The organism is Nocardia cyriacigeorgica (assembly GCF_010868145.1).
Classification (GTDB): Bacteria; Actinomycetota; Actinomycetes; order Mycobacteriales; family Mycobacteriaceae; genus Nocardia; species Nocardia cyriacigeorgica_D.
In genome coordinates, this window is the sequence record NZ_JAAGUY010000001.1 from 575,598 (window position 1) to 600,191 (window position 24,594).

The 24,594-nt window shown below is 65.4% G+C and carries 21 protein-coding genes and 3 pseudogenes; 11 read left to right on the forward strand and 13 right to left on the reverse strand.

Features of this window, described 5'->3' with window-relative positions; genetic code table 11:
• Positions 1 to 31 precede the first annotated feature (31 nt).
• Positions 32 to 679: pseudogene (locus GV792_RS30285) on the forward strand (wax ester/triacylglycerol synthase domain-containing protein); the annotation flags it as partial.
• Positions 680 to 727: 48 nt separating this feature from the next.
• Positions 728 to 1,300 carry a WS/DGAT domain-containing protein gene (locus GV792_RS29450; RefSeq protein ID WP_256667951.1) on the forward strand — a complete coding sequence of 191 codons (573 nt, stop codon included), beginning with the start codon at positions 728 to 730 and terminating at the stop codon, positions 1,298 to 1,300.
• 79 nt (positions 1,301 to 1,379) lie between these two features.
• Here GV792_RS29450 and GV792_RS02525 read toward each other — a convergent pair whose 3' ends face one another.
• From GV792_RS02525 to GV792_RS02545, 5 genes and pseudogenes are all read right to left on the reverse strand, one after another.
• On the reverse strand, positions 1,380 to 1,664 hold the full coding sequence (locus GV792_RS02525) for a DUF1918 domain-containing protein (RefSeq protein WP_163821931.1): 285 nt from the start codon (positions 1,662 to 1,664) through the stop codon (positions 1,380 to 1,382).
• Positions 1,665 to 1,757: 93 nt separating this feature from the next.
• A complete protein-coding gene (locus GV792_RS02530) occupies positions 1,758 to 2,690 on the reverse strand; it encodes a ribose-phosphate diphosphokinase (RefSeq protein ID WP_163821932.1) in 933 nt (310 codons plus the stop codon).
• Positions 2,687 to 4,030 (reverse strand): phosphoribosyltransferase family protein, encoded by a 1,344-nt coding sequence (locus tag GV792_RS02535; protein ID WP_163821933.1) that lies wholly within the window; start codon positions 4,028 to 4,030, stop codon positions 2,687 to 2,689. The genes GV792_RS02530 and GV792_RS02535 overlap by 4 nt, the downstream gene beginning before the upstream one ends.
• A 52-nt stretch (positions 4,031 to 4,082) precedes the next feature.
• Positions 4,083 to 5,021 (reverse strand): universal stress protein, encoded by a 939-nt coding sequence (locus GV792_RS02540; RefSeq protein ID WP_256667950.1) that lies wholly within the window; start codon positions 5,019 to 5,021, stop codon positions 4,083 to 4,085.
• A gap of 20 nt (positions 5,022 to 5,041) precedes the next feature.
• Positions 5,042 to 5,542: pseudogene (locus tag GV792_RS02545) on the reverse strand (pyridoxamine 5'-phosphate oxidase family protein).
• 396 nt (positions 5,543 to 5,938) lie between these two features.
• Between GV792_RS02545 and GV792_RS02550 the strand changes: the two are divergent.
• Positions 5,939 to 6,589 (forward strand): universal stress protein, encoded by a 651-nt coding sequence (locus tag GV792_RS02550; protein ID WP_163821934.1) that lies wholly within the window; start codon positions 5,939 to 5,941, stop codon positions 6,587 to 6,589.
• Positions 6,590 to 6,591: 2 nt separating this feature from the next.
• Here the strand turns inward: GV792_RS02550 and GV792_RS02555 are convergent, their stop codons facing one another.
• The gene (locus GV792_RS02555; protein WP_178124412.1) at positions 6,592 to 7,410 is read right to left on the reverse strand and encodes a nitroreductase family protein; all 819 of its coding nucleotides are present in this window, start codon (positions 7,408 to 7,410) and stop codon (positions 6,592 to 6,594) included.
• A gap of 219 nt (positions 7,411 to 7,629) precedes the next feature.
• Between GV792_RS02555 and GV792_RS02560 the strand changes: the two genes are divergently transcribed.
• Positions 7,630 to 8,184 (forward strand): flavodoxin domain-containing protein, encoded by a 555-nt coding sequence (locus tag GV792_RS02560; RefSeq protein WP_163821935.1) that lies wholly within the window; start codon positions 7,630 to 7,632, stop codon positions 8,182 to 8,184.
• Positions 8,185 to 8,253: 69 nt separating this feature from the next.
• Complete coding sequence (locus GV792_RS02565; RefSeq protein WP_256667959.1) at positions 8,254 to 8,727, forward strand: DUF2267 domain-containing protein; 474 nt, start codon at positions 8,254 to 8,256, stop codon at positions 8,725 to 8,727.
• A gap of 177 nt (positions 8,728 to 8,904) precedes the next feature.
• On the opposite strand, the gene GV792_RS02570 is transcribed toward GV792_RS02565, so the two are convergent.
• Positions 8,905 to 9,801 carry a universal stress protein gene (locus GV792_RS02570; RefSeq protein WP_163821937.1) on the reverse strand — a complete coding sequence of 299 codons (897 nt, stop codon included), beginning with the start codon at positions 9,799 to 9,801 and terminating at the stop codon, positions 8,905 to 8,907.
• Positions 9,802 to 9,845: 44 nt separating this feature from the next.
• Positions 9,846 to 10,520, reverse strand: a complete 675-nt coding sequence (locus GV792_RS02575) for an Rv1733c family protein (RefSeq protein WP_163821938.1) — start codon at positions 10,518 to 10,520, stop codon at positions 9,846 to 9,848.
• Between the two features lie 138 nt (positions 10,521 to 10,658).
• On the opposite strand from GV792_RS02575, the gene GV792_RS02580 reads away from it, so the two are divergent.
• On the forward strand, positions 10,659 to 11,561 hold the full coding sequence (locus tag GV792_RS02580; RefSeq protein ID WP_163821939.1) for a universal stress protein: 903 nt from the start codon (positions 10,659 to 10,661) through the stop codon (positions 11,559 to 11,561).
• A 21-nt stretch (positions 11,562 to 11,582) separates the two neighbouring features.
• Here the strand turns inward: GV792_RS02580 and GV792_RS02585 are convergent, their stop codons facing one another.
• Together GV792_RS02585 and GV792_RS02590 are read right to left on the reverse strand one after the other, a co-directional pair.
• Positions 11,583 to 12,425: a magnesium transporter gene (locus GV792_RS02585; RefSeq protein ID WP_309138496.1), complete on the reverse strand. Its 843-nt coding sequence runs from the start codon at positions 12,423 to 12,425 to the stop codon at positions 11,583 to 11,585.
• 193 nt (positions 12,426 to 12,618) lie between these two features.
• Positions 12,619 to 13,599 (reverse strand): Acg family FMN-binding oxidoreductase, encoded by a 981-nt coding sequence (locus GV792_RS02590; RefSeq protein WP_163821941.1) that lies wholly within the window; start codon positions 13,597 to 13,599, stop codon positions 12,619 to 12,621.
• Positions 13,600 to 13,918: 319 nt separating this feature from the next.
• Between GV792_RS02590 and GV792_RS02595 the strand changes: the two genes are divergently transcribed.
• Positions 13,919 to 14,791: a universal stress protein gene (locus GV792_RS02595; RefSeq protein WP_163821942.1), complete on the forward strand. Its 873-nt coding sequence runs from the start codon at positions 13,919 to 13,921 to the stop codon at positions 14,789 to 14,791.
• Positions 14,792 to 15,040: 249 nt separating this feature from the next.
• Here GV792_RS02595 and GV792_RS02600 read toward each other — a convergent pair whose 3' ends face one another.
• On the reverse strand, positions 15,041 to 16,921 hold the full coding sequence (locus GV792_RS02600; protein ID WP_375154302.1) for a SulP family inorganic anion transporter: 1,881 nt from the start codon (positions 16,919 to 16,921) through the stop codon (positions 15,041 to 15,043).
• 165 nt (positions 16,922 to 17,086) lie between these two features.
• Between GV792_RS02600 and GV792_RS02605 the strand changes: the two genes are divergently transcribed.
• Complete coding sequence (locus GV792_RS02605; RefSeq protein WP_163822217.1) at positions 17,087 to 20,314, forward strand: beta-phosphoglucomutase family hydrolase; 3,228 nt, start codon at positions 17,087 to 17,089, stop codon at positions 20,312 to 20,314.
• A 51-nt stretch (positions 20,315 to 20,365) separates the two neighbouring features.
• On the forward strand, positions 20,366 to 20,791 hold the full coding sequence (locus GV792_RS02610) for a hypothetical protein (RefSeq protein ID WP_163821943.1): 426 nt from the start codon (positions 20,366 to 20,368) through the stop codon (positions 20,789 to 20,791).
• 439 nt (positions 20,792 to 21,230) lie between these two features.
• On the opposite strand, the gene GV792_RS02615 is transcribed toward GV792_RS02610, so the two are convergent.
• Together GV792_RS02615 and GV792_RS02620 are read right to left on the reverse strand one after the other, a co-directional pair.
• Positions 21,231 to 22,841, reverse strand: coding sequence for an ABC transporter permease (locus GV792_RS02615; protein ID WP_163821944.1), 1,611 nt, complete (start codon positions 22,839 to 22,841; stop codon positions 21,231 to 21,233).
• Positions 22,838 to 23,752, reverse strand: coding sequence for an ABC transporter ATP-binding protein (locus GV792_RS02620; protein WP_163821945.1), 915 nt, complete (start codon positions 23,750 to 23,752; stop codon positions 22,838 to 22,840). The genes GV792_RS02615 and GV792_RS02620 overlap by 4 nt, the downstream gene beginning before the upstream one ends.
• 161 nt (positions 23,753 to 23,913) lie before the next feature.
• Between GV792_RS02620 and GV792_RS30290 the strand changes: the two genes are divergently transcribed.
• Together GV792_RS30290 and GV792_RS30295 are read left to right on the forward strand one after the other, a co-directional pair.
• Positions 23,914 to 24,201, forward strand: coding sequence for a cation-transporting P-type ATPase (locus GV792_RS30290; RefSeq protein ID WP_256671511.1), 288 nt, complete (start codon positions 23,914 to 23,916; stop codon positions 24,199 to 24,201).
• Positions 24,162 to 24,359: pseudogene (locus tag GV792_RS30295) on the forward strand (hypothetical protein); the annotation flags it as partial. The gene GV792_RS30290 and the pseudogene GV792_RS30295, both read left to right, overlap by 40 nt.
• Positions 24,360 to 24,594: the final 235 nt, after the last annotated feature.

Genomic DNA, 24,594 nt, shown 5'->3' on the forward strand with positions numbered 1-24,594 from the left:
CGTCCTGCGGCCAACCATTGTTTCGATTCTGATGCTCGATGAAGAACCGGACTGGGCGAAGCTGACAAGGGCGGTCGATCGGTGTACCCGAGCGGTGCCGGAACTGCGCCAGCGGCTTGTCCCGTCCCTGCTGCCCCTCGCTCCACCACGCTGGAAACCCGACGAGTACTTCGACTTGTCGTGGCACCTGCAGCGGTCCCCGCTGATCCCCCGGATCGATCTGGAAGCGGTACTCGACTTCGCTCGCCACGACGCAATGAACCAATTCGAACCGGACCGTCCCTTGTGGCGGGCGACGCTCCTGCACGGACAGGACGGTCAAGGATGCGCGTTGGTGTTCAAAGTTCATCACAGCCTCACCGACGGTGTCAGCGGAGTTCGAATCCTTGCCGGACTCTGTGATCTGGACAGAGTGGGAGTGGGCCACATCCACTCCGAAACGCCGCCATCGCAGCATCGCGTCGTTTTCCATTACTGGTCAGAGGGTCTGGGATTGCTCCGGCACGGCATCTCCCGTTCAGCGGCGACGGCCGTTGGAGCCGTCACCCATCCCGTGGCTACCGTGCGGGACGGAATCGGCCTCGCGGCGTCACTGGCACGCGTAGTCCGCCCGATCACCACAACACTGTCGCCCGTGATGACCGATCGTGGTACTGCGCGCCGCCTTGCCGCATTCGACGTTCCTACCGCTGCGCTCGCCCGTGCCGCGCACACAAACGAGTGCACGATGAACGAAGCATTCATAACGGCAGTACTCCTCGGATTGCGTGACTACCACGACCGGCACGGCACATCGATCGAACAACTGCGGGTGACGATGCCGATCAGCCTTCGAACCGATGACGACCCGCTAGGGGGCAACCGAATCACTCTGTCCCGCTTTGTGGTACCGGTGAATGGCGACCCCGCCGTCCTGATGCGGCGCGTCGGTGAGGTGATCCGGAGCCAACGCAGTGAACCCGCGCTCCCGTACTCCGCCGCCGTGGCGGCGGTCCTCAACCGAGTACCGGTCACGCTGATCGCCGGAATGCTCGAGCATGTCGACTTCGTCGCCTCCGACGTACCCGGCTCGCCGGTGCCGCTCTATCTCGCCGGCGCACGTATCGAACAGATGTATGCCTTCAGCCCCACGCTCGGTACGGCCCTCAACGTGACGATGGCCTCCCACGCCGGTACGTGCTTCCTCGGAATCAATGCCGACATCGCCGCTGTCCCCGATGTCAGGACCCTTTCCCAGTGCCTCGCCGACGGCTTCCGGGCAGTGCTGGATCTCGATGATCAACAGGCAACCGGGATCTGAACCCACATGCGACAGCCGCGGCCGGCGAGACCAGGGCCGCTCGCCGGCACTCCCTGACGGTACCGCGCCTGATGTCGGCCTATTCAGCCAACTTGCCGGTGTCCGTGGAGCGCAGCACGGACGGGTCGAGAGCCGAGGTGAAGTGGCTGGTCGTGATCTCTACTGCGGCATGTAGCTCATCGCTGGTCAGGACGTGCGCGTCCGGGCCGGGAAAGGTCAATGCCCTGTGCCCGTTGTCGGCCCAGTGCACGAGATACGGCGGAGCCCCATCCTTTCCTTGTACCTGTTCGATCAATCCGCGGCGTACCGCGCCGCCGACATTACGACACTCGACGACCAGCCAATCCCCCACCTTTGCATACATCTCCCTACCTCCTATCTCGCCGGCCTCGGGCCCCACATTCGTGCGTATGCCTCGACTCTCGCCCCAGAATTCATCGAACAAGCCCTCTGTAGATCAGTAGTCAACGAGCGAGGCATGCTTGGGCTCGGGGTAGTCGCGATGCAACCGGTCGATCGCTTCGGCCAGCAGCGGTGCCAGGGTGCAGACCTCGTACGTGCTCGCAGCATTCGGCAGCACCACGGAATCTGTAACCACGATGCGGCGCAGCCCGAGCCGACTCAGCCGCTCGACCGCCTCCGTGGTCAGAGGGCCGTGTGTCGCTGCCACGGCGATATCTGTCGCGTTGTGCCGTATGAGCCCCATTGTCGCTTCGATGGTGGCTCCGGAGCAGATCATGTCGTCGACGATGACGGCACGGTGGCCGATGACGTCACCCAGTATCTCGCGGGCCACCACGTTGGTTTCGTTCACTCGGAACTTGCGCACGACCGCCACGGACTCTCGCATTGCCTTGGCGTACCGCTCGGCGAGCTCAGCTGCGCCGAGGTCCGGCGCCACCACGACCGCCTCGGTCCACGCCGGCGCGATGTGGTGTGCCAACAGAGGGACGGCGGACAGTGTCTCCACCGGTATCGAGCACACGGCTTCCAGAGCCGGGGTGTGCGGATCGACGACCACGAGTCTATCCGCGCCTGCGTTCGCAATCGCGTCTGCGGCAACTCTGGCACCCAGCGCTTGGCCGGCCAGTTCCCGCTGATCTTGACGCGCATACCCGAAATAGGGCACCACCGCGGTCACCCTGGCGGCGCCTGCGCGCCGGCACGCGTCGATGAGCAACAACAGTTCCATGAGGTGCTCACCCACTGGCGGCGAAGTCGACTGCACGATATAGACATCTTGTCCGCCGAGGTGCTCGACTCGAGGCTGCAGCTCACCATCGGGATACCGCCCCATCGTGTAGTCGGTGATCCTGACGTCGAGCAGCTCGGCCACTGCCGGCGCGAGCGCCGCACCCGTGCTACCGCCCACAATTCGTACTTCAGTCATCTCGGGAACTTCCCTCCATCAGCGGAGCGAGGCCCTGTGCCGAGCGGGGCCAGCTGCTTGATAAACCACGTACGAGCGAGTTCAGCGACCTTTGTCAGTGCGCCCGGCTCGGTGAACAGATGCGTCGCGCCAGGAACCACGGTCAATACCGTCTCGCAGGTCATCTGCTGTGCAGCAAGACGGTTCAGTTCCAGAACTGCATCGTCGGCACCGCCGACGATCAGCATGGTCGGCGCCTGTACTTCTGCCAGTACCGGCCCGGCAAGGTCGGGTCGGCCACCACGTGAGACCACAGCAGCGATCGACGCCTCCGGCGAGACCACCGCTCGCAGCGCCGCCGCGGCGCCCGTACTCGCCCCGAAGTAGCCGACCCTCAGACCTGCCGCTTCCTCTTGTTCGGCCAGCCACACGGTGAGGTCGACCAACCGCGACGCCAGCAGCTGCACATCGAACACCCGCGACCGATCGCCCTCCTCTTCCGCCGTCAGCAGGTCGACAAGAAGCGTTCCGAGCCCCGCGTCGTTGAGTACCCCTGCCACGTAACGGTTGCGAGGGCTGTGGCGGCTGCTTCCGCTGCCATGCGCGAACACGACCAGCCCGATCGGATCACTCGGGATCATCAGGTGCCCGGCCAGCTGAACCCCGCCGGCGAGGATGTGGACCGATTCGTCTCGCAGCGGCGGTCTCGGCGGACCGGCAGCCGACATCCCCGCGGCCCGGTTCAGCAAGACGGTCACCTCCGCGTCGGTCACCTGCGCGAACTGGCGATACAACCGATCCCCGGCACCAGAACCCGGTGACATCTCCACGCAGACCAGCTCATCGACGTCGCCGCGGAGCGCCATCAACACGTCCTGGCCTGCGGCGGGTACTGCCAGGATGACCCTCCTCGCGCCCCGTGCCCGCGCCTCCCGGCACACAGCCCGCGTCACCGCTTCGACAGCGATACCTTCATCGACCACGACCGCGATCCGGTCACGCATAGGAATCCTCGGCACCGCTCGCCGGAGCCGGTCGACGCGGGCGGCGAGCTGTTGGCATTCGTGCCGCTCCACCTCCGCGATCTCATACCGGGTCAACCGGGCCCGCGACACGATGCTGTTGTCGATCACCACCACACCGCCTTCGCTGAGAGCACCGAAGGTGAGACCGGGCCGCTGCGGGTCATCGAGCCTGCGGAGAACCACCACATCCAACGGTGCCCGCAACGAGGAGGCAACCTCGGACGCGACGACAGCACCGCCCGGAGGCACGCCGAGCACGACAACGTTCTCACCACGCAGGAAGTCCAGCCGTTCAGCCAAGCGGCGCCCGGCATCGCGTCGATCCTCGAACATCATCGCGAACCTCCTACCCCTACTCTGCGCCGCAGGGCGGTGCCCGGCCTCGAGGTCAGTTCTGGTGGACCACCATCACCGGGCAATGTGCATGTTGGACCATGTAGTTGCTGGTCGAGCCGAGCAATAGTCCGCGGAATCCGCCACGGCCGCGGCTGCCCACGACAATCAGTTGGGCTTCTTTCGACCAGTGCATCAAGTGCTGGCGTGGCCCTGACAGATACACCTCACGGCTGACCTCGACGGTCGGGTACTTCTCCTGCCAGCCGGCCAGGCGCTCGGACAACAGTGCCTTCTCTCCGGTCTCCAGTTCAGTCGTGGGGAGATCCAGGTAGGACGTTCCCGCGAACGTCCCTTGCGAGAGGTCGCTCCAGGCGTGCACGGCGACAAGGTCGGTCCCGCGTTCGGACGCCTCGCTGAAGGCGGCCTCGACAGCTGGTTCGCCGACCGAGCTGCCGTCGACGCCGACGACCACGGGCCCGGTGTCGCGGACGGTGTGCTGGGGATGTGTCTCGCGAACGACCACGATGCGGCCGTGACCATGACTGGCGACAGCCAGCAGCGTCGAGCCGAGGTGGGCAAGGGTGCCTGCCATGGTCGCGGCGCCGAGGACGGTCATATATGCGGTGCGCGAGAGCTCGATCAGTAGTTGCGCGCAATTGCTTTCCGACAGCTCGGTGACGACGTCGAGGCTCGCGTCGGTGTCGGCTGCGATGCGGGCCGCCGAGTCCAGGACACGTTCACCGTTGGTGCGGATGTTTTCGGCGATCGGGGGCACGACGACGTCGTAGGAGGTGAGCATCGCGCTAGTGGCTTTGAGGTCGTAGCCGTGGGCGATGACGAGGCGGCGGCCGCGGGTGGATGCGGTCTGTGCGGCCCATTCCACCGCGCGGGTGGCGGCCGGTGAGCCGTCGGTTCCGACCACCACCGCGGCCGATGCCAGGGTGCGCAGGTCATGAGTGGATTGCGGAGTCATGGCGGTTGTGCCTTCCATTTCGTTCCGTTAAGCCACTTTCAGTGTCGATCGGGCTCTCGACCGGCCCCAGGGGCTTCGGCCCTCATTTGTTGGGACTCGGTGCCCTCGTCGTCGACGAGCTGGATCCCGTTGACGAGGGTGGGCTCGATCTCGATCACGTCGTCGAGGGCCATTCCGACCCACGGTCGAAGCAGATCGTGATAGCGAGCCAGCCGGGTGCGATCGGTGACGGGCCGAGCTATGCCCGTCACGACGACCGACCACCCGGTTCGGCTCACCGTATCGATGTCATCGGCCTGGTAGGCGACAACAACTGTGGGAATGGTGTGGACCGTTCCCGAGAATTGTGAAGCCAGCCGGGTACGGACGATAACGACGCCGTCGTCGACGATGTGGTTGACCGGCCGAATCGCGGGGAGGGCGTCGCGCGTGTACACCACCCGACCGAACGATGCCTATGCAAGCAACGACAGCGCCTGCTCGCGATCCAACTCCACGACTCGACGCCCAGTGTCGTCGGCGGTAGTCGAGCTGGTCATCCTGCCTCCTTCGAAGGTTCCCACAAGTAGCTCAGTCGACCGAGATGTTTCTTTCGAGCGCGCTGCGCGATCGAGCAGTACTGCAAGGCGCAGATTCCGTCCTGCTGCCGACGGGAGCAGGAATGTACGTGCCCACAGGTGTTCTCGGTCCAACCGCTCAATTTCACCGGTGGATTCAGCCTGTCGGTAGGGCCCAATGTCGCAGCAGGCGGGGACGAAGGGCCCGGCTCCAGGACAACGTCCGAGACGCCTCCCAACAACGGCCAATAGCCGGTCGAATGCCAGTCGGAGGGTGCCGATAGGCCCATTTCTTCGGGTACGGATGCTCTGACGGTCCGCGCTGCCGGCGAGGACGCTGTGAGATAAGCATCGCAGAAGCCGGCGCCTCCGATTACCATGCTGATGATCCGCGGCGAGCCTGCGACGAAGCTGGTCGAGCTGTCGGAAACTGCGGCGCTGGTCGTGATCGGCAGCGTGGGCGGAAGTTCGGGTGCGCGCGCCTTGCTCGGGTCGGTGGCGACCGATCTGGCCGCCGGGTCGCATTGTCCGGTCGCGGTGATCCGTCCGATCCAGAGCGGAGCGTCAGCGGTCGGACCGGTTGTGGTCGTCACCGAGCCGTCGCTGTCGGGGTCGCCGGCGGCGGTTTCGGCGGCGTTCCAGGCAGCGGCTGATCGCCACGCCGACGTTCTGGTCGTCGACATCGCGCGTCCAGCCATGCGCGACACGGCGCGGGCAGTGGGTGTCGATGTCGAGGCGGTGCTGGACGACCTCGGCCGTCGATACCGCACTGGGCGGGTTCGTCTGGTCACTTACTTCGGACACGCCCGTACTGCCATTGAAAAGTTCAGCATCACTGCACAATTGGTTGTCGTCGGCCGCAGCCGCAGACCGCGCCGGCCGCATCTGGGCGACTCGCTGCGAACGGCGCTGTGCCACACCCGCTGCGCGGTGCTCGTCGTCCCCGAGGGCACCGCTGCGCTAGCGGACATCCGCAGCGTCCCCAGACATCGGAGCGAGGCGAAAGCCGGCGTTTCTGCACCCGTATAGACCTATCGTCGATCGGCTATCTCGAGTATTTCCTCGATGCTTCGACGCGGAGTGCGTGGCGGCCGCGCACCCAGTGCCCGGCCCACTCTCACTAGGACCTGGGGATGGCGTTCACCGGTGAGATCGACCAGCATGGACCGGGCCGCCGGGAGCTCGGTGATATGGGTCAGTGTGCAGGTGGACAGGCCCTTTACAGTGCACTCGAGCAGTACTGCCGACAACGCGGCTCCGCAATCGAGTAGCGCCGGCGGAGAATCTTCTCCGTTCGACAGCACCAGCACCGTCGCCTGGTCATCGAGATCGTCAGCTGACTCTGCCGTGCCGGCGGGGAAGGTTCGGCCGCTGGCCACGTACGGGCGTTGCTCAGCCGTCGGCAGGGCCGATGCCGGCACCCCGGTCTCCCCTTCACGTTTGGCGGTCCACCACGCCAACTCCGACTGATACTTCGGGTCGTAACGGCGCAGCCCGGTCGTGACCTGTGCGATCTTGTCCAGTTCGCTGCGTTGATCGTCGTCGAGAACCAGCATCGATATCGAATGGCGTCGGCACAGGTGATCGAGGACGATCTCGACAGCGGGCCAGCCATCCAGCGCCGCCATCGCCATCCGATCGGTGTACCGGTCGTCCATCGCGGCGGCGAGCATCTGGTCGGGCTCGACTGGCTCATGACGACGCACTGGACGCATCGCAGCGACGTGTGATCTGTCCGTTGGTTGACCGAGCAGGGAAAACTCGTCGGCATCATCACCGAAGCCGACCTCGCCCGCAGCCTCCCCGATCAGACCGTCGGCGAATTCGTCGAAGCGATCTGCGCCCAACACCTGCCATCAACAACGACCGCAGACTCCTGAGCGCCACCCGCGCAACGATGCCAGGGCCGGTTGAGGCGCGGAGGGCGCTGCTGTCCGTGCGTTCATTCACCGTCTTTGCTAATCGGATTCGAGCACCACGCGACATCCGATTCGCCTGAGGCCCTTGGTCCCTGCCGCGCGGGCACCTTGGCTCTGCCGCCTTCGACTGCGATTGAGCAGTCTGATGACATGGACAACAACAGGCTCCGAATCGCCATCCTCTACGCGACCGAACAGGGATCGACCCGCGATATCGCCGAGTTCATCGCAGACGACTTGGCCGGCCGCGGCGCCGAGGTCATGTTGCACGACATCGAACACGCTCCTGATTTGTCGCCCTTCGGCACCATCATCATCGGCAGCGCAATCCACAACATGGATCTACTACCGGCAGCCTCCGCCTACATCCACGCGCACCGCGACCAGCTGACCGGCTCGCGAGTGTGGATGTTCAGCGTCGGGCTGGGCCCCGCCTTGCGCGGGCCCCTCGGACGCCGACTCGGTCGAGTCGTTCCGAAGAAGGTCGCCGAGCTGCGCGACACGATCAGGCCTCGGGGATACCACGCCTTCGCAGGTAGATACGACCGCGCAGGAGCCGGATGGAAAGCTCGCACGCTCTACAGGCTGATGGGCGGCGCACGCTACGGCGACTTGCGCGACTGGGCCGCGATCCGCACGTGGTCGAACGACATCGCGAGCGCCCTCGGGCTGCCACACTCGGCCGCCAACACCGTCCATCCGTAACTACCATCCTGTGGGTTCACCCGATAGGACCTCCACATGCACGACCACGACGACCCACTCGCTCCGGCGATGCACACCGCCCACGAATGGCTCCGCACAGTCACCGATGATCTCGGCACCTTCGATCGGACGTTCGCCCACCGCGTCATACGTGCATGGCTCCACACAGTGCGAGACAGGCTCGGCGTATCGACCACCGCCCAGCTCGGAGCACAACTACCAGAGTTGTTCCGCGGGCTCCTCTTTGAGGGGTGGAGGCCCACGCAAGTGCCCAAGCCACACGACGTCACCGGCTTCCTCGACCAGTTCGCTATGGAAGCCGGCGTCACCACCGATGAGGCAGCCGCATTGGCGGCCATCGTGACCGAGGCATTCGCCGACCTGTTCTCCGAAGGTCAACTCGACCGAATGTTCGCCGAACTCCCCCGCGAGCTGCGCGAACTCCTGCGCGGGGATCTACTCAGCGGCACCATGGGCGATCAGGACGCAAAGCCCGCCAGACGCTCCGCCGCCGACCAGCCCAGCAGGACGGAGCCGCGCTGACCAACCCCGTTACTGGTTGGGGATCCAACCGAGGCGCACAGTGAGGTGGCGTTGGTTCACACCCACGGCAGGACGTCGCCCACCGAGGGCAACAGCCGCCGTCCTGTACGGCTGTACCTTTCGATTCTCGCTCGAGTGCAGACGGTGGAATCGCCTTCCATCATTCCGCACCTGACCTCAGCGTGAACGGATGACAACAACCGGGCAGGCGACTGTGTGTAGAACGGAGTTGCTCGTCGATCCGAGCAGCATGCTGGTGAAGCCGCCGCGGCCGTGGCTGCCGACGACAACCATTTGGGCGTAGTCGGATTGGTCGTGGAGCGCGTGTGCCGGCCGGTTGGGTACAACGAGTCTGCGTACCTGGACGTCGGGATACTTCTCCGCGAAGCCTGCCAGCCGCTCAGCGAGCACGGCGCGTTCGGCCTCGCGCAGCGATTCCCAGTCCCTCGTTGGCAGGTCCAGGGAGCTGGTGTCGCTCCAGGCGTGCAGGGCGATCAGGCCGACGTTGCGGCGTGATGCTGCATCATAGGCGTATTCGACTGCGGACACACTGTTTTCGGTGCCATCGACCCCGACGAGGATAGGTTTGTCAGCCGACACAGCGTCAATCGCGGCGAAATCGTGGATGACTGCCACCGGGCAGTGGGCGTGCCGAGTGATCGCGGTGCCGACCGAGCCGAGCAGCCCACGCTGAAACGCGCCTGATCCACGGCTGCCCACGACCAGCATTCTCGCGGTTGTGGAGCGGTCGAGCAGAGTGGGGATGATGAAGTTGGACGTGACCTCGGTGGTGAGGGTCAGCCGGTCGTCGTCGACTGCTTGACGCACGACTCGCGCTGCTTCGGTGACCACACGCTCGCCATCGGCGCGGAGCCACTGCTGCTCACGTTCGGACGGCTCTAGGCCTTCACTGAGCGCTGATGCCATCGCGATTCCCGTGGAGATGATCAGGTGCAGATGCGCGTCGTGTAGTAGCGCTTCCGCAGCGGCCCAGGCTGCTGCGTGGTAGGAGCTCGCTGATCCGTCGACCGCGGCCAGGATGACCCGCTCGTTCGGACTGGTGTGCGCCGACATTCATATCCCCTTCTCGAAGATGGTCATCCGGCGGGTCGGCCGGGCTATGACATATCGCCTGTGACGGGTTTGTCGAATAGCACCCATTCGCGCTCCCACTGCTTGGCATGCCGGCGGCCCGACAGGATCGAGGCACCGCGGAGCAGCCCAACGCCGAGCAGGCATGTGGCGGTCCAGATGAGTATCGTGGCGCCGATTCCGGCGAACGCGGCGGTGACGGGGTTGCGAGGCGCCTCGGTGAGTGCGCCATCGTGATCGACCCAGACAGGTACTTGGTCTCCGACGTCGGTGCGGCGCGGCACGGCTACGACGGCTGTCACGGCACGATCTCCAGTCTTCCAGCGCACTTGGGCCTCGAAGTCGTGTGCTTCGGTCCATTCCGGTTCGGTGAGCACGGTGGCATCGATGGATGTTGCGCGTGCGTGCTCGGCACGGACACGCGCGGCGTCGTCCGTATAGATCTGGGTCCCGATGGTCAATGCCAGTGGGAGGGCAAGCATGACCGCGATCGCCACGACAACCAGCAGCAGGCATTCGGCCCGGTCCGACGAGCGGAGTAGCGGGTTGGGGTTCCATGGCCGCATCCACGACCACATCGGCGCCCCAGCCCGAGTCTGGGCGTCCTCTACGCCGGCCATGGCGAGTCCCCTCTCGAACGGCAAACCTTCTTGTTCGAGCTTCCCGCGACGACCTGTGCGGTCGACAGGGACGAAGGTCATCGGGAGTAAGGGTCCACCGGCACCCCTCGACGATGAAGTGGCTTTGGACCTGCAGGTCGAGGACTTCCGGCGGACGCGGGCGAATCCCGATGTTGCCTAGCCTGTAGAAGCCATCGCACCAGCGGAAGGACCTCGGTCATGTGTGCGCAGAATCTCGATGATGAGCAATGGCCGATCGTGGTCGGCGTCGACGGCTCCGAAGCCAGTGACCTGGCCGTGCGGTGGGCAGCCGAGACCGCCTCCGCCAGAGGCCGGCGCCTTCGCCTCGTGCACGCTGCCGACCTCGCCGCGGCCCGGATGGTGCTCGAGCCATACGACCTGCTGGCGCCGTCGGTGACCGAATCCATGAAGGACCACAGCGCCGATTGTTCGGCAGCCGCACGCCGGCTTGCTTTGGCTGTCGACGCCGGGCTGCGGATCGACACCGAGACCGCCGACGGCATCCCGGCCCCGGTGCTGATCAGGCAGTCCAAGTCGGCGCATCTGACCGCGATCGGCGCGTATGGCGTCAGCGGAGGCGGAATACTCGGCTCCACCGTGCTGGCCGTGACAACGCACGCACACGGTTCGGTAGTCGTTGTCCGTGACACCGGCACCGAACAGCAGACCCGCCACACCGGACCAGTCGTCGTTGGTGTCGACGGCAGCGAATTCAGCCGAACCGCAGTAGCCGCCGCGTTTTTCGAAGCCAGCGAACGCAATGCGCCCCTTGTCGCTGTCCACTGCTGGAGCGACCTTCGGTTCGGATGGTTCGCCGGACTACCCGACACGATCTCCAATCCTCACGCCGAAGCTGCCGCACAGGCGCTGGTCGCCGAACAGTTGGCCGGATGGACCGACAAGTATCCCGACGTCACCGTGACACCCAAGGTGTACATGTCCGGTCCGTGCCACCATCTGGTCGAATGGTCGAAATCGGCGCAGCTGGTCGTCACTGGAAGTCGTGGCCGCGGTGGCTTCTCCGGGATGCTGCTCGGCTCGACGAGCACCGCCCTCGTTCAGAGCGCCCACTGCCCGGTCATGGTCGTCCATCCGCGCTGACCGGATCGCTTCCGCTGCAGGTCAACCCACGACGACAGTGCTGATGGTCAGGTACACCAGGATCGACAGCACATCCTGCACGACTGTCGCCAACGGACCGGCCCCGAACGCCGGGTCGACGCCGACTATGGAGAACGCCCACGGCAAGGCCATCGCGACGCCAGCCGCGACCGAACACGCCGCGAACAACGACAACGCGACCGCTAGTGAAACCGACGGGTCATGCCACAACAGCAAGGTCGCAGGGTAGGCGGCGACGGCAATGAGTGCGCCGATCAGTAGGCCGGTGATGGTTTCGCGCCACACGATGCTGCGAATGCCCACGCCTACGGACAATCCGCGAATGACCAGCGCCTCGGTTTGAGTCCCGACTGCGTCGGCCAGGTAAACCACGCCGGGGATGAAGAAGGCAACCAGCACCTGGCGTTCCAGCTGATCCTGGAATACGTCGAGGACTCCAGCTGCCAGTATCGCACCCACCAATCCGACCAGAAGCCACGGCAATCGATGCCAGAGGCGCCGGCCAATCCGCTCCGTCGTTGCCGATCGGGCTCCTGCTGTCGAGGCCAGATAACCCGACAGCCGAGCGACGTCCTCGTCGTGTTCCTGCAACAGCACCGACAACAGCCGCTGAGGAGGAATAACGCCGAGCCATCGCCTTTCGGAATCGACCACAGCCAGCCCTGGCTCGTCATGGCGGAGTGCTTCCCAGACCGCGTCCTCTTGGTTTTGATGACCGGCGACCACGGGCGGGTCGCGATCCATGACTTCGGCGACCCGAGCGGTGGGTTCGGCCGCCAGTAGATTCTCTATCGTGATCAGCCCGGCGAGCCGGGGCCCGTCGCAGACCGCGACGACCGACACCGTGGCGAAGCGTCTACCCTGCAGCCCACTCAGCACTTGGCCGACCGTGTCGTCCGGGCGCGCTTCAGGGATATCTCGGTACGCGTGCGCTGCCGCCGAGGTCAAGAACGCGGACGAGGATTCCACTGGTTGTCCGCGCCTACGGCGGTTCGGGGCGAACGTCCCGAACCGCCCGAGCGGCTTCATCGGCCGGTCAGTCGACGTCGGGCGGGAACACCAGTTCCTCGACCGGACGTCGCGGCGTCGCAGGAATGGGCTCATTGCTGGTCGGTGCCCACCCGACCCGAATGAAGGCCTGCGGGTGGCAGGTTCCGTTCAACATCTGCGACCTGATCCGCTCGCGCTGCGCAGGGATCTCGAGCGGTTCGGTGAGCGCACAAGTGGCCAGCCCGATGTTTGCGGCAGTCAGCAGCACGGCGCTCAACGCCTCCCCGGCCCGCAACCGCGACATCCGATCATCGGCCGACGTTCCCAGCATCAACAGCTCCGCGTAGTCATGCTCCTCGGCCGGATCAGCCAACTCCGGTGCAGCAAACGCCCGTGCAGGTAGCTCGTCACCGGGCCTCGGAAGGGGCGTATTGCGGGCCGGAACGCCGTCGAGGCTGCCACGCCTTCCCGACCACACCGCCAGCTCGAACCGATAGTCGGGGTCCGCAGCATGTGCTCGTGCGGCGGCGCGCGCGGCGGCGATCAACTGTTCTCTTTCGAAGTCCCGAACCGGTCGCAGAATCGCCCCGAGCGACGCTGCTCGCTCGGTCAGCAATCCGAGATACCCGGGCGGTATGGGCCACGACGTGTAGTGGCGACGGTCGGTCCGCCGTTGATGAATCGCGGCGCTCATCTCGATCTCTTGACTGGTGGCACGGTGGCCGACCAATGTCACTGCGGCGAGGTGATCCGGGTCGTCCGAGTTGGGCAACCGGTGAATGACCGTCGACCAACCCATCGCCGCGAACGCCACCGAAAGGTGGTGCAGCGCAGCGCCGCAACTGAGGATCAGATCACGCCGGTCAGGGTCGGTCATCGGCAAGGCCCGGTCCTCATCGAGGTACAGGTGGATACTTCGGCCGGCGATGCGCCAGCGCCATGGCTGCACGTTGTGTACCGACGGTGCTCGTCCGGCGAGCGCGAGTACCGCCTTAACAGTGTTGTCGTCAGGCAATCCGCGGTCCATGATGTCCGTCCTTCATCCGTAAGAGTTGCCACCACAGTGGCACCGCGATGTGCTGCAGATAAGGGCATGAGGGCCCCTTCTGAGGTGACTTCGGATGGCTGGCGCCGGACACCGCCTGCCGTTCGCGGACTATCGGAGCAATCGGCCGAACGGGCCTCGTTTCAACCGCGCGGTCATGCGAAACGCTGGTGCGTCCGGGCATGCCGCTCACCATTGGTCCTCGACAACGGTGACCAAGGACCGGCGCGGACGGCCCCGACCATGCTTAACCTTCAAGTATCCGTTCGAACGGAGCCGAAGGGGACAGAAAGGCCAGCTCATGTCCGCTATCACCAATCCACCGGTTGTCATCGGAGCAGATGGTTCCGAGCAGTCCCTCGTCGCCGTCCGCTGGGGGGCCACCTACGCAGCACACCACCACGCACGACTGCATCTGGTCTACGCGATCGGGGTGCCGGTCGAGTTCGTGCCTGGTCTCTCTGGGCCGCCGTTGGATTACGAGGGATTCCGCAAACACGGCGAAATCCTGCTCGCCGCTGCAGCCGAAGTCGCACACGAAGTCACAGCGTCGAGGGCGCCAGTCGAAATCACCACCGCGGTGATCGGCGCGGAGCCGATCCCCGTCCTGCGGGATCTCAGCAGCACGGCCCGCCTGCTGGTGGTCGGCAGCCGCGGCCTGGGGGCGTTCCGCCGCACACTGCTCGGCTCGGTGAGCACCGCGCTGGCCAGGCACGCGACCTGCCCGGTCGCCATCATCCCCGAGAACGACTTCCGCGGATGGCGGGGACCGGTTGTTGTCGGTGTCGACGGCTCCCCGGCCAGCGGTCGCGCTATCGCGATCGCGTTCGAAGAAGCTTCCGCCCGCGACACCGGCGTGGTTGCACTGCACGCATGGTCGGAGTTCAACCGCTACGTATCCCGGCCAGGTATGCAGACCGAAGCCGAAGCGCTGCTCTCTGAGAACATCGCCGGCTATCGCGAGAAGTACCCCGACGTGCCGGTCAAACGTGTCGTGGTGGAAGACCGCCCAGTCCGCTCCATCCTGCACGCCGCAGAATCGGCACAGCTGATCGTCCTCGGCAGCCATGGACGGGGCGGATTCGCCGGCATGACCCTTGGATCGGTCAGCCAAGCCGTCCTGCACACCACCGAATGTCCACTGATCATCGTCCGCGAACCCGAGGACAGCTGAGCATCCGCGCATCGGAAGCGGCGACAGCGGTTGTCCAGCGTCACCCGAAATGGCTTGTAGGCATCCAGATGACTGCCTGTGAGCCCGCTGGTCTCATGACACACGGCGTACCCTGTGCCATGCCGTGGACTATCCGCGCAGTGAGCACCGGCGCCGTCGGCGTGAGCGCCGCCAGGCGTGCCATTACTGGTGCCGGATTCGCTCTTGGGCAGAGATTGCGGAGCATTCGGGTGTTTCCTCGCGGCGCCGCTATACATCCCCATCGGCTCGCGCGCGGTTTGGCGGGAGGGCACCGCCCGCGGGGTCGGAAGTGGTAGTGCCGCGACGAGTGTCGGCCGAGTCGGTTGCGGTCACCGACGTCGTGCCGGCTGACTGCTCCCGTGCAGCCTTACCCGCGTCAGCGGGGCCTCTGTCATCGCTGGCGTCTGCTCCACCCTGTTGTGAGCGCAACCGTGCTTCGTAGGCTGCGACCGCAGTAGGCAGGGTCGGATAGAGATGCTCGGCACCGATCCGGTCGGTGAGGCCAGCGGCGTCGAGGTCGTCACGAAGGTCCTGTTTCACCCGCGCCATCGCGAAATCCACTCCACGCGAGGACAGTTCACATCGAAGCTGTTCCACAGCGTCCATCGCGGTCAAGTCGACCTCGACGTTCGCCTCGGCATTGAGTACGAACCAGCGCACCGGGGATGAGTCACGGTCGGCCTGTTGATCGATCGCTTCCAGCGCCCGGCGCCGGAAGTCCTCGGCATTCGCAAAGCACAAGGGCGCGTCGTAACGGTAGATGAGTAAGCCGGGAACGGGCTTCGCTTGGGGGTAGTCGTCGATGTCGTGCATTCCGGGCAGATCGGGCACGTAGCCGAGGATGGCGTCGTGGGCCCGGGCGACTCTGCGCAGCAGATCGAAGATCGAGAGCCCGATGGCGATCAGCACGCCGTACAGCACTCCGAGCGCGAGCACAGAGAGCAGCGTGGCCAGCGCCAGCAGCAGTTCACTGCGCCGGAACCGGCCGATTCGCCGGAACTCCGCCATGTCGACCAGGCGGATAGCTGCGTACACCACCAGCGCGCCCAGAGCCGCGGTAGGAAATCCTGACAACACTCCCCTCGCCCCGATCAACACCACAAGGACAACCGCCAGCGCGGTGAGCGAGTACAGCTGGGTCTTGGCGTTCATCGAGTCGGCGATGGTTGTCCGGCTTCCACTACAGCTCACTGGGAAGCCGTGCAGGGCGCCCGCTGCCAGGTTCGTTGCCCCCAGCGCTGCGAGTTCGGTGTTCGCGTTGACGTGGCGGCCGTGCCGGGCGGCGAACGCTCGTGCGGTCAGCGCGTTGTCGGAGAAGCCGACGATCGCGATGCCGATAGCGGGAAAGATGAGCTGGGTCAGGTCCGATGGTGCCACTGCAGCGAATCCAGGGGCTGGGATACCCGAGGGCACCGGCCCGACGGTCTCGATGCCGTTGTTCGGTAATGAGAACACCGCGACTATGACTGTCGCCAGCAGCACCGCCAGCAACGGGCCCGGCAGTCGAGGCGCCCACCGCGCTGCTGCCAGCAACCCCAGCAGGACAGCTCCCGCGAGGAGCGTCGTCGGCCAGTGCAGTGCCGCCAGGTTCTCGCCGAAAGACCGCAGCTGCGCGGGGATCGTGTCGCCGTCCACGGGAATCCCGGTGACTGTGCCCAGTTGGCCGACAATCATGATGCCTGCCGTCCCGGCGAGGTAGCCGACGAGTACAGGTCTGGACAACAGGTCCGCGAGCACACCCAATCTGGCCACCGCACCGGCAAGACACAGCACACCGACAACGACCGCGAGTATTGCCGCCAGCGCAGCGTAACGGGCAGGATCGCCGCCGGCCAGAGGTGCCAGCGCGACAGCGGTCATCAATGCAGTTGTCGACTCCGGCCCCACCGACAGCTGACGTGACGTACCGAGCACGGTATATACCGCCAGTGGACCCAGCACCGCCCACAGCCCGACAACTGGCGGTAGTCCTGCCACGGTCGCGTAAGCCATCACCTGGGGCACGAGGTACGCAGCCACTGTGATTCCGGCCAGCACATCCGTCCGCAACCAGCGACGTTGATAGTGCCGGAATTGGTCCAACCCGGGTAGCGCACGCGCCGCCATCATGTCAGCATTGTCCGTCCTCACCGCTGCGTCGCGCGCCTGCCGTTTGTGTTCCGTTTGCGGACCAAAGGCACTTTTCTTCCCACCTGAGGGCGAGCAAGATCGAGACGTGCAGGTCGCGCGCAGATCTTCCTCGGGTCCGCACCACACGGGCGGGTCGGTGTCATGATGCGCCTGGACGAACCGCCGACTACGCCGGCGCGTACGGCCAACGGCTACGCCGCAGTTGTCTTCGATATGGACGGGGTGGTGACCGACACGGCCTCTGTGCACGCAGCCGCATGGAAAGCCCTGTTCGACGAAGCGCTGCCTGCGCTCGGTGGCACCAGCCAGCGGCCGTTCGACCCGATCGGGGACTATCGCGAGCTAGTAGACGGTCGTAGCCGCGAAGATGGCGTACGGGCCTTTCTGGCCTCACGCGGCGTCGATCTTCCGGAAGGTCGACCCGACGATGCGCCGGACAAGCTGTCTGTCGCCGGCCTCGCTGCGCGCAAGCAGAACCTGTTCGCAGAGGAGCTCGCCCGCTCCGGCGTGCGTGTCTTCGCTGACGCTTCGCGTCTGCTGCGGGGTCTGCGGACCGCGGGTGTTCCGACTGCTCTGGTGACCGCCAGCCGAAACAGCGCCGCCGTCCTGGATGCGGCCGGAATCGCCGACATGTTCTCGGTAAGGGTCGACGGCACGGATGCCCTCCGCCTCGCCTTGCCCGGAAAACCGGATCCCGCGATGTTCCTCGAGGCCGCGCACCGGCTTGGATTCCCACCGAGCGAGGTGGTCGTATTCGAAGATGCCAGTGCTGGAGTTCGGGCCGCCGCTCACGGTGGGTTCGGGCTCGTCGTCGGGGTGGACCACACCGGCTCCGGTGCGCAGTTGGACTCAGCAGGTGCCGATGTCGTGGTTACCGATCTCGCTGACCTGCCGCTGGTTCCGCACCCCGACTATCCGCCACGGCCAGGACTTCGCTGGGGTGGTGGCGCATCCGGCGAGAGCCCGGGTGGATGGAACCTCATCTACGACGACTACGATCCCGCGGAGGAAGGAACTCGGGAAGCGTTGTGCACGACCGGCAATGGCTACTGGGCCTCGCGCGGCGCACTCCCCGGCACGACAGCCGACGGCGTCCACTACCCGGGCACTTACTTCGCCGGCGTCTACAACCGCCGAGAATCCGAGATCGACGGGCACACCACCGAAACCGAACACCTCGTGAACGCACCTGACTGGGCCTATCTCACCGTCCGGCGCGTCGACGGATCCGAGCTGACGTTGGGTGTCCCGGACATGGTCAGCCACCACCAGAACTTGGATCTGCGTGCTGGAGTCCTCACGTGCATCGACCGCTACCGTGATAGCGACGGCAATTTCACCCGCATCACCAGCCGCCGCTTCCACTCGGTGACCGACCCGCACCTGGCAGCTGTCGAACTCACCATCGAGGCCGAGAACTGGTCCGGCACACTCACCATCACTTCCGCGATCAACGGCCGCGTGGCCAACCGCAACGTCGCTGCTGACGAGGCCCTGGACTGCGACCACCTACGACCACGCGGCTACCGCGAACTCGATGCCGAAACCGTGGTGTACGAGGCGATCACCAACCAGTCCGCGATCACGATCGCCACCGCGACCCGCACCCACATCGAGTGCGCCGGCAATATCGAGCGCCGATTCCAAGCCGACGATCGCTGCCCCGGGCACCACTTCGGCGTCCACGTGCGGGCCGGTGTCCCGGTCGTCATCGAGAAGGTCGCGGCGGTGGCAACGTCCAGAGATCCGGCGCTATCGACGGCTGTGTCAGACGTTGGCGCTCGAATCGAGCTGGCGCCCAGCCTCGCGACGCTCCTGGCAGCTCACGTGACAGCATGGGCACGGCTATGGGACCGGTTCGGGATCCGTCTCGATGATGGCCGCCGCCACCGGCTCGCGCTCAACCTGCACATCTTCCATGTCCTGCAGGCCACGATCGCGACGCTCCCCGATATCGATGCGGGCCTGCCCGCCCGAGGGTTGCATGGGGAGGCCTATCGGGGACACATTTTCTGGGATGAGCTGTTCGTGTACCCGATGCTCACGCTACGCCGCCCCGAACTGACCCGGTCGTTCCTCCAGTACCGATATCGCAGACTCCGCCGAGCGCGCGCCAACGCCCTCGCCGCGGGGCTGTCAGGGGCGCTGTTCCCCTGGCAGAGCGGCAGCGACGGCCGCGAGGAAACACCGACAATGCTGCTCAATGTTCGCAACGGGCAGTGGGTTACCGACAACTCATCACGCCAGCGTCACGTCGGCCTCGCTATCGCCTACAGCGTCTGGCAGTACTACCAGACAACCGGCGACCAACGATTCCTCATCGACTGCGGCGCTGAGATCATCGTCGAGGTCGCACGACTGTTCACCTCACTGGCCGTCCACGACCCTGCCGACGACCGCTACGACATCAGCGGAATCATGGGACCCGACGAATACCACGACGGCTACCCCGACTCACCAGGTCAGGGCATCCGCAACAACACCTACACCAACGTGCTCGCTTCATGGGTGTTGTGCCACGCCCGCGATATCACTGGTCTTCTCGATGGCCTGGATTGCGAGCCCTTGTGGGACCGGCTCCAGCTCACCGCGAACGAACCGGCCCTGTGGGACCGGATCAGCCGCCGCCTGCGCATCCCCTTCCACAGCGACGGCATTATCAGCCAATTCGAAGGATACGAAGATCTCGACGAGTTCGATTGGCACGCCTACACTTCCAGATACGAACACATCGAACGACTCGACCTCATCCTGCAAGCCGAAGGCGACACCACCAACCGCTACAAGGTCTCCAAACAGGCCGACGTGCTGATGCTGTTCTACCTGTTCTCCGCCGAAGAGCTGCGTGCGATGTTCGAGCACCTCGGCTACACGCTGCCACCCGAGCTCATCCCCCGGACCGTCAGCTACTACATCTCCCGCACCAGTCACGGATCAACGTTGAGCCGCCTGGCCCACGCATGGGTCCTCGCCCGTACCGACCGCGAAATGTCATGGTGGCTGTTCACCCAAGCCCTCGAGGCGGACCTCGCCGACACCCAACGCGGCACCACTAGGGAGGGCGTCCACCTCGGCGCCATGGCCGGCACCGCCGACATGATCCTGCGCTGCTACAGCGGCATCGAAACCCGCCACAACACACTGCGGCTGCATCCAGTGTTGCCCACCGAGCTCAACGAAGTGGAGTTCACCGTCTCCTACCGCGGACAACCCATCAACGTCACCATCACCCACACACGCATCACCCTCCGGCTCCAGCCGAGCGCCGCGGCACCCATCCGCGTCCACGTCGAAGACACCGAACGCGACCTCGGTCCGGGACAGGTATGGGAAGTCGAGCTGGAGCCGAAGGCCGACCTTCGGCCCTCCTGACGATTACCTCCGGCACTGTAGACCGCGACGATCACGCGCGATCGTTGACCTATGACCGGACATATTCATCCCCCGACCCCCACAGTCGCACGGCGGGCCCTGGTGGCGACATCCGGGTTCGTCGCCTTCTGGGCGATAACTGGAGCTGTCGGCCTGACCGGCGGCGGCGCCGATCTGAACCGAGACATCACTGAAGAACTCCCGTTCGAAAGCCCCGCCTTCGCAGGAATCATGCTTCTGGTCATCGTCGGCATCCCGATGACATTGACGTGCGCGATGGCCGTATCGCGCCACACCAATACACCTGCCGCCGCCGTGATCAGCGGGCTCACGCTCGTCGGCTGGGTGTGTGCGCAGCCGGTAATCATCGGCCAGACCCACTGGTTGCAGCTAGTTTTCGGAGTGCTGGGTGTCACGGTTGCGCTGCTCAGCACCGGAATGCGCGAGCACCAGGTCCAGCCGATCACGACCTCCTGACTGCTCCACGCACGCCGTCGCGCCCACGCCGTGGGACGACCTCGCTACTCGGGGAACGACGAGATCCCATCCGCGCCGATACTCACGAAAGGAGTCATCCCATGAGCTGGTCAGTTGCTGCTGTCATCATCGCCGTGGTCTTCGCGGTGATGGTCATTGTCACGACGTATCTGTCGACGAAGAAGTCCTGAAACGCCGACCATCCGGCGACCACTGCCCCGCGAGGTCTTCAGTGGTCGCCGGTGTCCTCATGTTTCCTGGGCGACTCCCACAATCCGACGATGTTGACTTCAGGATCGGCGCAGTACGCTGCGAAACCCATCTCCCCCACAGGACATCTCGGGCCGACGGTCTTGCAGCCGAGTGATCGAATGCCGTGGTTCAGTGGCAGGGCATCGTCGAAACATCCTACCGATCGGTCATAGAGACAGGTGCCTCATCAGTATCCGACGTCGCGGTGGCGGAAGCCCACGAACCCGACCGCCAGGAGTGCCGCCGCGGTGACCAACAGGGCGAGGATCGGCATCGCGGCGGCGTCCTCGAGCGGAGCCTGCGTTGCATGGCGGAACGGTGAGGCGGCCTCGAACCATTCGGGCAGGTCGAATGCGTCGGTGAACAGGATCGCCACCACGCAGTAGGCGAACACAGCCCAGGCCACTGCCGCGGCCGCTCGGGGGATCCACCCGAATCCCAGCACGGCGAGCGCGATGATCACCCATACCGCAGGTACGTAGACCAGCGCCGCTGCGGCGAGCCTGGCCGGCTGGGCCGGATCGGAGATCGTCATCCCGTAGGACACTCCCCCGCCGAGTCCGCCGGCGATCGTTACCAAGGCGCTTCCTGCGAGCACGACAGTGAGGTGGCTGCCGAGCCAGGTGCCACGCGCTATCGGGCCGGCGAGAAGCGTGTCGGCCCGACCGGCGGCTTCTTCGGATCGGGCGCGCAGAGCTGCCGCGACACCATAGGCGGCCGCGAGCAACGAGGTGATCGAGATCGTCAGGACGAGATAGGAATCGACGGCGTCTTCCACACCACCCGGCAGATATGCCGCGATAGCCGGATTGTCGGCCAGATACTGTTCGATGCTCTCGGCGAACGACCCGTAGGCGACCCCCAACATGAAGACTCCGAAGACCCACGCGGCAAGCACTGCACGTTGCAATCTCCACGCCAAACCCAGCGGCGACCCGAGCAATACCGATGCGGTCGGGCGGCCAGTTCCGTAGCGGAACAAGCCCGCGCCGAAGTCGCGGCGTTCGAGCACAAAGAACGCTGCCGCGATCAGCGCTGCCGACGCAATCGGAAACAGCAGTGCCGGCCACCAGCGATCTACGACGAACGGGTAGCTGCGCTGGCCCCACCCGATGGGCGAAGTCCACGCGATCGCATCGTTGCCGACGTCACCGACCGCACGCAGGACATAGGCTGCGGCGATGGCCAAGGTGACCGATCCGTAGACGCTGCGCGGGTTCTCGAATATCTGTGCAGCCAGCGTCGTCGCCGCCGCGAAACTGAATCCGATACCGCCGACCGCGACACCGGTGAGCAGCGAGCCGCCCGTCGGTAGTCCTGTGGCTGCCGCTGCGCCGAAGACCACGAGCGCCGCTGCACAGTCGGCGATCGCAGCCAAAGCGAGCGCAGCGACCGCCGGGGCTCGCCGCCCGACCCGCGTGGATCGAATGAGCTCCGCGCGCCCGGTCTCCTCGTCGGAACGTGTGTACCGGCCGATCACGAACAGGTTCATCAACGCGGCGACAATGGCCAGGTAGGTGAAGATCTCGAACAGCACCTCCCCACCGATGGTGTCGAGCAACCGGGCGGGGCCGCCCGTCGCGAGTGCGGCGGCGCTGGCGCCGACAGTGGCGCGCAGTTGGGCCAGCTTTTCGGGGGCACCGTAGAAACGCTGGCTGCCCACCGACTGCATCGTCATCAATACGCCCAGGCCGAACAGCCACAGCGGCAAGGTGAAACGCTCGCGGCGTAGCGCGAAACGCAGCAGGGAAATTGTGCCTGCCACGCTACTCAGGCTTGCGTCGGCCCTGACGGTCATGACGCCACCTCGGTGGGCACGCCGATCTCCCCGTAGTGGCGCAGGAAGATGTCTTCCAGAGTCGGTGCGGTGCTGGTCAGACTCTGTACCCCGATGTCGGCCAGTACACGCAGCACTGTGTCCAGATGTGCGGCGTCGGCCTCGAAACGTGCGTGGCGGCCGTCGATCACCAGGTTGTGCACACCAGCTGTCGTCTCGAGTATCACGGCGGGGCGTTCGGTCTTGACCGTGACGGTGGTGCGGGTGAGATGTCGCAGATCGTCGAGTGCGCCGCTTTCCACGGTGTGGCCGGCACGGATGATGCTCACCCGATCGCAGAGGGCCTCGACCTCGGCGAGGATGTGACTCGACAGCAGCACGGTGCGTCCGTGTGCGACGAGTTCGCGCACGCAGTTCTGGAACTCCGCCTCCATCAGCGGATCCAGCCCGACGGTCGGCTCATCGAGCAAGAGGAGTTCCGCGTCAGAGGCCAGTGCCGCGACCAGAGCAACCTTCTGCCGATTGCCCTTGGAGTAGGCACGCGCCTTCTTGGTCGGATCGAGATCGAAGCGCTCCAGAAGTTCGGCCTGCCGGTGGCGGTCCAGGCCTCCACGCAACCTACCCATCAGATCGATGATCTCGCCGCCGGTGATCCCCGGCCACAACGTCACCTCACCGGGCACATAAGCGAGGCGGGCATGCAAAGCCACAGCGTCGGACCACGGGTCGCCGCCGAGCAGCCGGATACGGCCGGAATCGGCACGCAGCAGTCCGAGCAAAATGCGGATGGTTGTCGTCTTTCCTGACCCGTTCGGCCCGAGGAAACCATGAACCTCGCCCGCCTCGACCGTCAGATCAAGGTCGTCGAGAGCCTTGGTGCGGCCAAACGATTTCGACAGACCGGATACCGAGATCGCTGCATCGGTAATCATCGCTCCATCGTCTCCACCGCCGCGGTAGCTCAGGCAGAGCCGAAGGTCCCGGCAGACGCTGCTTTGTACCCTGATCACCCGGGGCCTCGGGACGTTCGGCCCGCCGACCCGCACCAGTCGACTCTGCCGCCTCCGCGCCATGCGTAGGCAGGGTGAATGGCATGGACCTGACGGTCAGGCCCGCCCCTGCGGGCGGGCTCAGTAAGGCCGAGGCAGCCGAGCGGCATCGTCGACAGGGCCCCAATGCCCTGCCCCCGCCGCCTCGGCCCAATCTTGTTGTGTTGCTGCTGGCTCAGCTGACTCACTTCTTCGCGGTGATGCTCTGGATTGCTGCGGGGCTGGCTCTTGTGGCGGGTGTGGCCCCCTCGCGGTGGCTATCGCCGTCGTGGTCGGAGTGGTCTCCTTCGCAGTGTTCGCCGCGCTCGGCAGGCCGACGACCCCGAGCGTGATGTTCTCCATCGGGGTCACCGTCGCGTTGGTGCCCGAGGGCCTCCTGCCAACGGTGACCTTGTCATTGGCGCGCGCCGCACAGCGAATGGCGGCCGCCGAGAACGCCCTGGTACGCCGCCTCGAATCGGTCGAGACGCTGGGAGCGACAACCTTCATCTGCACCGATAAGACCGGAACGCTCACCCGCAACGAGATGCAGGTGGTCCAGGTATGGACGCCGCATGGCATCGTCACCGTCGACGGAGTCGGCTACAACGCTGAGGCTGATGTCACTGGTGCGTCGCAGGCGCTATCGGCGGCGGCGGGCAGGTCGAGAGCTGTCGATATGGATCGGGCGATTCTCCGAGCGGCTGGTGCTGCGTGTTCTCTTCGAGCTCGAGGCCCTAAGTCCC

Coding starts and splice junctions, on each gene's coding strand:
- GV792_RS29450 (WP_256667951.1), top strand. CDS start 728: ATGAACGAAGCATTCATAACGGCAGTACTCCTCGGATTGCGTGACTAC.
- GV792_RS02525 (WP_163821931.1), bottom strand. CDS start 1,664: ATGTATGCAAAGGTGGGGGATTGGCTGGTCGTCGAGTGTCGTAATGTC.
- GV792_RS02530 (WP_163821932.1), bottom strand. CDS start 2,690: ATGACTGAAGTACGAATTGTGGGCGGTAGCACGGGTGCGGCGCTCGCG.
- GV792_RS02535 (WP_163821933.1), bottom strand. CDS start 4,030: ATGATGTTCGAGGATCGACGCGATGCCGGGCGCCGCTTGGCTGAACGG.
- GV792_RS02540 (WP_256667950.1), bottom strand. CDS start 5,021: ATGGAAGGCACAACCGCCATGACTCCGCAATCCACTCATGACCTGCGC.
- GV792_RS02550 (WP_163821934.1), top strand. CDS start 5,939: ATGCTGATGATCCGCGGCGAGCCTGCGACGAAGCTGGTCGAGCTGTCG.
- GV792_RS02560 (WP_163821935.1), top strand. CDS start 7,630: ATGGACAACAACAGGCTCCGAATCGCCATCCTCTACGCGACCGAACAG.
- GV792_RS02565 (WP_256667959.1), top strand. CDS start 8,254: ATGCACACCGCCCACGAATGGCTCCGCACAGTCACCGATGATCTCGGC.
- GV792_RS02570 (WP_163821937.1), bottom strand. CDS start 9,801: ATGTCGGCGCACACCAGTCCGAACGAGCGGGTCATCCTGGCCGCGGTC.
- GV792_RS02575 (WP_163821938.1), bottom strand. CDS start 10,520: ATGACCTTCGTCCCTGTCGACCGCACAGGTCGTCGCGGGAAGCTCGAA.
- GV792_RS02580 (WP_163821939.1), top strand. CDS start 10,659: ATGTGTGCGCAGAATCTCGATGATGAGCAATGGCCGATCGTGGTCGGC.
- GV792_RS02590 (WP_163821941.1), bottom strand. CDS start 13,599: ATGGACCGCGGATTGCCTGACGACAACACTGTTAAGGCGGTACTCGCG.
- GV792_RS02595 (WP_163821942.1), top strand. CDS start 13,919: ATGTCCGCTATCACCAATCCACCGGTTGTCATCGGAGCAGATGGTTCC.
- GV792_RS02600 (WP_375154302.1), bottom strand. CDS start 16,921: ATGATGGCGGCGCGTGCGCTACCCGGGTTGGACCAATTCCGGCACTAT.
- GV792_RS02605 (WP_163822217.1), top strand. CDS start 17,087: ATGCGCCTGGACGAACCGCCGACTACGCCGGCGCGTACGGCCAACGGC.
- GV792_RS02610 (WP_163821943.1), top strand. CDS start 20,366: ATGACCGGACATATTCATCCCCCGACCCCCACAGTCGCACGGCGGGCC.
- GV792_RS02615 (WP_163821944.1), bottom strand. CDS start 22,841: ATGACCGTCAGGGCCGACGCAAGCCTGAGTAGCGTGGCAGGCACAATT.
- GV792_RS02620 (WP_163821945.1), bottom strand. CDS start 23,752: ATGATTACCGATGCAGCGATCTCGGTATCCGGTCTGTCGAAATCGTTT.
- GV792_RS30290 (WP_256671511.1), top strand. CDS start 23,914: ATGGACCTGACGGTCAGGCCCGCCCCTGCGGGCGGGCTCAGTAAGGCC.